Genomic DNA, 6,174 nt, shown 5'->3' with positions numbered 1-6,174 from the left:
GCGTTACCGCGTCCCGCAACGCCAACCACAGCGTAACTTGTTGTGTTCGTAAAGAAAGCCGGTGAAGCCCGCACAGGCCAAGTCAGGGAAAACAGGGGCAGGCTCCACCGGGATCTTTTGAGGTGAATAGTCTGTAGCGGTTGAGGTTGTCAGGGGGATGAGATCCGCCCAGCCAACCTGCCAACTCACCAACCTTCAGGCTAAAAACCTACAGGCTAACCAACCTGCTTCTTACAGCGCGGCGGTGTAGATCGCTTTCACGTCCGCGTCTTTCGGGCGGCGCGGATTGGTCAGACCGCAGGCGTCCTTCTGAGCGTTGCCGACCATGGTGTCGATGTCGCTTGCCTTGACGTCTTTGCCGTAGCGTTTGCCCAACTCGATCAGACCACCGGGGATGCCGATGTCGGCGGACAGCTTCTTGATTGCCACCAGGGCCAGTTCAGCCGCATCGCGAGGAGCCATGCCGGCGGTGTTCTCGCCCATCAACTCGGCGATCTTGACGAAGCGGTCCATCTTAGCAATCAGGTTGAACTTCTCCACATGGGGAAGGAGAATGGCGTTGCACTCGCCATGGGGCAGGTCATAGAAACCACCCAACTGATGGGCCATGGCATGGACGTGACCAAGGCTGGCGTTGTTGAAGGCCATACCGGCCAGATACTGAGCAAAACACATACCCTCGCGGGCCTCGATGTCCTGACCATTGGCCACGGCCGGACGGAGGTACTTGGCGATCAGCTCAATGGCCTTCTCGGCTGCGGAGTCGGTCATCGGATTGGCGATGGTGGATACATAGGCCTCAACCGCGTGGGTGAGGGCGTCCATACCGGTGGCGGCGGTGAGCGCCGGCGGCATGCCGACCATCAACATGGGATCGTCCACGGCGATGCCGGGGGTAACGCGCCAGTCAACGATGGCCATCTTCACGTGACGGGACAGATCGGTGATGATGCAGAAACGGGTCATCTCGGAAGCGGTGCCGGCGGTGGTGTTGACCGCCAGGTACGGAGGCATGGGTTTGGTGGATTTGTCCACGCCCTCGAAATCATGGATCTTGCCGCCATTGGCAATCACCAGGCCAACGCCCTTGCCGCAGTCATGGGAGGAACCGCCGCCCAGGGTGATCAGGGAGTCGCATTTCTCTTTTTTGTAGATGTCCACGCCGTCGTGAACGTTTTTATCGGTGGGGTTGGGGATTGTTTCGTCATAGACAACGTACTTCATGCCGGCCGCGTCCAGCAGGTCGGTGATCTGTTTGGTGATGCCTGCGCCGGTGATGCCCTTGTCGGTGACGATCAACGGTTTGGAGCCGCCGAGCGCCTTGATTTTGTCGGGAATCTGTTTAGAAGCGCCGATGCCGATGAGGGTTACAGAAGGAATGAAATAACCGTAGACTTCTTCACGAACTGCCATAATGAAACCATCCTTTTTTATATTTTTTGGGTTCCTGCTCGTCCTGCAAAAAGTTCCTGCCTCTCTTTGGATCCAAATATGCGCACTTTCTTTATAGCAATGACCGTGCCAATTGTAAAATTACGTATTTTCAGCAGGATGGATTGTGGCTCCGAGTGGATGCCGCGCCTTCCGCAGATCGGTCGAGGTCGATATTGCAGGGAAAAGAATAATTTGGAGCGAAACCTACCGCTAATTACCTATATTGACAGCAATTTCATCGTTCGGGATTTTATGACTCTTTGTTTTAGCCATTCGGGTCATTGTGACCCGAATGGAGAAATTTTGTATTTGTTCTGAAAAAACGCCACGAATGCATCTGGGGCAGGAGAAATTCAGGGAGGCTGAGACCCGTTGACGATCCATGTCTGGTTGCTGCCTCTATCGGCGTAAAGCTTGGTTGAAATAGTGGTTGCAATCTTCCTGGGCAAGGATGATCATGGTTGGTGAAGACTGAAGCGGGCTGGGACCTGTTTTCTGTCTTCCAATTGAGCAACAGCCCAATGCTTGATGGATCGGGGGCGGCGCCGATGAATTGTAGGATGAGGCCGCAGGCGTTTCAGCGGCACGGATTCATTGGTGTTAGGCCCTGCGGCGATCTGTCGGCAAGGCGCAACACGGAGGAGCAATTGTATGTCTATCGTCACGATATCGAGAGGTTCGTACAGCAAGGGCAAGGACGTGGCCGAGAAGTTGGCGCAAAAATTACAGTATGATTGCGTTTCGCGGGAAATCCTGCTTGAGGCGTCGGAAGAGTTCAATATACCTGAAATAAGCTTGGTACGAGCCATCCATGACTCTCCGTCTGTTCTCGAGCGTTTTCGTCACGGGAAAGAGCGATATATCAGCTATTATCAGTATGCGCTGTTGAAGCATGTGCAGAAAGACAACGTCGTATACCATGGCTTGGCCGGCCAGTATTTCCTGCGCTATGTCCCCCATGTCCTCAAGGTACGCATTCTGGCCAGCATGGAGGACCGGGTTCAGGAAGTGATGCGGCGCGATCAGGTTTTGGCGAAGGACGCCGAGCACATCCTGGCCAAGGACGACGACGAGCGGCGTCGCTGGGGGCTCAAGTTGTACGGCATCGACACCTGGGACAGTCGGTTGTATGACGTTGTGGTGCTGATTGATCGATTGTCGGTCGACGATGCTGTTGATTTAATAGCTGAAACCGTTAAGAAACCCGTATTCCAAACCACGGCTGAGTCGCAGCGGGCGCTCGACAATCAGGTGCTGTGCGCGAAAATCCACGCCATGCTGGTCAACTTTTCCCTGATGATCGAGGTGCAGGCCCAAGACGGAATCGTCACCCTGTGCAACATCGGCGAGGTGCTGCGCTCGGATTCAAGCCTTCGTTTAAAAATTGAAGGATTGATTCGGGAAATCGAAGGGGTCAAAGAAATCAAGTTTCTCGACAAAACGCACCCCCAGCGTGACCACGTCAATCCTTTCTATAATATTGGCTGAGCCCTGTCGCTGAGTGGGGAGAAAGCTGCGCCGGCGAGCATTGCTTGCCGGCCGCAGTGAGAATGTCCACCGGTTTTTGATGTCGGCCTGCGGTCAGTCGCGTGCGATGATGCGGGAAAAAGGCGGCGACAAGGTGGCAAAAGGCGGGTGGCGCAAGGCGGCGTTACTACTTGTCGGTGGAGGCGGTCAGGTTGCTTAAGGCCCTGTTGATGGAATGCAGTCGACTCTCCGATTTGAACCCTTCTCCGGCGCAATACGTCCTGAGCAGAGCCTCCGGATTGACCTCAGGCTTGCCCTCGGAAATTTTTTCCATGATATGTTTTTGGATCAGTTTGTATTTGTTGAGAATGGTTTGAATTTCCGTGGGTTTTCCCTTGAGGCTATAGGCGAGGGCCGGCGAGATGTTGCCGACGATTTTAATTGAATTGATGTACACCGGAATGCCGTCTTCCTTGTCCACTATGCGCAAAATGCCTTGATGCAGACTGTTTTTGTCATGCACATTTCGCTCTATGGTGTCGCTGTGCCATTGATCTGCAGGCGTTCTTTCCCGAGCCAGGCCAACAATGGATCCGGTGGCGAAGCCGAGGGCGAAATCGGAAACGATTTGTTTGTATAAAAACGCAAAATTTTTGTCTAACAGTTGGATGATCTTGTTTTGTATCGGATCGTGAAAAACAATGCCGTATCCGTTTGTTTCATTTTTCAGTTTGGCAAGAATGGTGATGTACGAATTGTAAATGTTTACAATGTCCTTTATTCTCACCGGATTTGTATTCATGTTGTTGGCGGTGGCTCGTGAAGTGATTGCAAGACGTCCGCGGCAACCGCGCCTGCGCAATTGTTGATCGTCGCTGTGCAAGCCAGGGATTGCGGCGCTGCTGCACCCCGGCGATGGCGGCAAACCGCCTAGCCTTCGCATCCTGTGCTTTCCTTCCCGTTGTATAGACCAAAACATCGCGAAAAATTAAAGAAAAATAAGGGCTAAATTCGGCAGCAGAGCCTGTCGGTATTCCGGTTGGCGAGTTTTTGCCGTTATCCCTCCCCCTTGTTTCCCGCCATTTCGCGCGTTGCTCTGTTTCCCTTTTTGACATTGTTCGTCCTGCACGCCTACAATGACGGGTATGTTGAAGCGCCAGAGCGGCAGGGCCCTCCGGCTGGTTTCCCATCATTGAGAGGAGTGTGCATGAACATTCGATCTATTGGCTTCAGGCTTGTCGCCGGCGGCTGTCTTGCGGTTGTCTTACCCCTTGTGGTGATCGGCTATCTCAGCGTGACCAAGGCGTCGCAGTCCCTGTCCGCCATTTCCCGTGAAAACGCCGAGGGGCAGGCGACGAAGTTGGCGGTCGCCATTGAGGCGACCTTGGAGGCCCAGACCAAGACGGCGGCCGCCCATGCGGTGGACACCAACGTGCGTCTGATAGGGCAGAAGGTCAAAGAACTGGGGCTTGAGGACGCGGCTGGCGAAATTGCCCAACTTCGCATGCAGATGAAAGACAAATTTAAACAACTGGATAAGAATTATCTGGGCATCTTTGTCACCGACGTCAACGGTTCGATCTACACCGGCGAACTTGCCGACGGCAATGAATACAAAGGCGTCAACCTCGCCGACATGGACTACTTTCAAAGGGCTAAAAGCTCGGGCAAGGCGGTGGCCGGCGACATTGTGCTCTCAAAAGTGACCGGCGACCTGATTTATGTGCTGTGCGCGCCCATTTTTTCGCATTCAGGCGATTTCCTGGGCGTGTTTGGCCTGTCGCTTAAAGCTCAGCCTCTAACGACGCTGGTGTCCACAGTCAAGGTCGGCAAGACGGGTTACGCCTTCATGTGCGACAAAAACGGCATCATTATCGCTCATCCCAAGGCAGAGCTGGAGATGAAGCTTGACCTGAAGACGTTGAAGGACATGGCTGACATCACCAAGGGCATGATGGCCGGCAACCACGGCGTTCAGGATTACATATTCAAAGGCGTGCCCAAGATAGCCGGCTATGCACCGGTGCCGATCAAGGGATGGAGCATAGCCGTGACCCAGGATGGGGCGGAGTTTTTGGCGGCGGCGCACTCCATTCAAAACAGCATTCTGCTGGTCACCTTGATCGCCGTGGCGCTGGTCAGCGTGCTGGTTTTCTTTTTCGCCCGCACCATCACCGTGCCGTTGAAGCGAACCGTGGCCGGGCTCCGCGACATCGCCGAGGGCGAGGGCGACTTGACCATGCGGCTCAATGTGCAATCCCGAGACGAGATTGGCGAACTGGCCCGATGGTTCAACACCTTTATCATGAAGCTGCAGGGCATCATTGGCCAGATCGCCAACAACACCCAGTCAATTGAGGCCTCGGCCAGCGATCTGTCGATGGTGGCCAGCGAGCTTTCCGCGCATTCCCAAGACACCTCGCGCAAGGCTGACAGCGTTGCCCTGGCGGCCGAGGAAATGACCCGCAACCTAACCGGCGTCGCCGTTGCCGTGGAGCAGTCCACGTCCAACACCTCGATGGTGGCAAGCTCCGCCGAGGAGATGACGGCCACCATCAATGAAATTGCCCACAACGCCCAGCGCGCCCATTCGATCTCAGTGGCGGCCGTGCGGCAGGCCGAGAACACTTCGGTGAAGATGGGCGCCCTGGGCAAAGCGGCTCAGGCCATCGGCAAGGTAACCGAGGCCATTACCGAAATCAGCGAACAAACCAATCTGTTGGCCCTCAACGCGACCATCGAGGCGGCCAGGGCAGGGGAGGCGGGCAAGGGGTTTGCGGTGGTGGCCAATGAAATCAAGGAACTGGCCAAGCAGACCGCGCTGGCGACCCAGGACATTAAGAAGCAGATCGAAGAGGTGCAGGACACAACGTCGGAGACCGTTAAGGAGATTAATCAGATTTCGGAGGTAATCAACAGCGTCAATGAAATCGTTGCCTCCATTTCCACCGCTGTGGGCGAGCAGTCGGCCGCGACCCAGGAAATTGCCGTCAACATTGCCCAGGCCTCCAGGGGCATGGAGCAGATGAGCGAGAGCGTCGGTCAGAGTTCCGCCGTTGCCACTTCGATCACCACCGACATCTCCACGGTCAATTTCGCTTCCGCCGAGATATCGGAGAGCAGCGGTCAGGTTAAGTTGAGCGCTGAAGAACTGCAGCAGTTGGCGGTGGCGTTGAAAACGATTGTCGAAGGCTTTAAAATCTGATTTAACCAATCCCGATCAGGATCGCCCTGATTCGGCGCGACTGCCGGGGCGAACTGAACGCGTCGCTT

Annotated in this window: 5 protein-coding genes; 2 read left to right on the top strand and 3 right to left on the bottom strand. The window is 55.1% G+C overall.

Annotated features, from left to right (window positions below; translation table 11 throughout):
• Window positions 1–231 precede the first annotated feature (231 nt).
• Window positions 232–1,413, bottom strand: a complete 1,182-nt coding sequence (locus RCH93_RS03300; protein ID WP_306546890.1) for an iron-containing alcohol dehydrogenase — start codon at window positions 1,411–1,413, stop codon at window positions 232–234.
• Between the two features lie 672 nt (window positions 1,414–2,085).
• Here RCH93_RS03300 and RCH93_RS03295 point away from each other — a divergent pair.
• Window positions 2,086–2,922, top strand: a complete 837-nt coding sequence (locus tag RCH93_RS03295) for an AAA family ATPase (protein ID WP_306546889.1) — start codon at window positions 2,086–2,088, stop codon at window positions 2,920–2,922.
• Window positions 2,923–3,088: 166 nt separating this feature from the next.
• Here the strand turns inward: RCH93_RS03295 and RCH93_RS03290 are convergent, their stop codons facing one another.
• Both RCH93_RS03290 and RCH93_RS03285 read right to left on the bottom strand, forming a co-directional pair.
• On the bottom strand, window positions 3,089–3,424 hold the full coding sequence (locus tag RCH93_RS03290) for a hypothetical protein (protein WP_306546888.1): 336 nt from the start codon (window positions 3,422–3,424) through the stop codon (window positions 3,089–3,091).
• 196 nt (window positions 3,425–3,620) lie between these two features.
• Window positions 3,621–4,016 (bottom strand): hypothetical protein, encoded by a 396-nt coding sequence (locus RCH93_RS03285; RefSeq protein ID WP_306546887.1) that lies wholly within the window; start codon window positions 4,014–4,016, stop codon window positions 3,621–3,623.
• A gap of 92 nt (window positions 4,017–4,108) precedes the next feature.
• On the opposite strand from RCH93_RS03285, the gene RCH93_RS03280 reads away from it, so the two are divergent.
• Window positions 4,109–6,106: a methyl-accepting chemotaxis protein gene (locus RCH93_RS03280; RefSeq protein WP_306546886.1), complete on the top strand. Its 1,998-nt coding sequence runs from the start codon at window positions 4,109–4,111 to the stop codon at window positions 6,104–6,106.
• Window positions 6,107–6,174 lie beyond the last annotated feature (68 nt).

Source organism: Desulfobulbus sp. (assembly GCF_030824455.1).
GTDB lineage: Bacteria > Desulfobacterota > Desulfobulbia > Desulfobulbales > Desulfobulbaceae > Desulfobulbus.
Note: the sequence above shows the minus strand (reverse complement) of the source record. Positions and strands in the feature narration are given on the sequence as shown.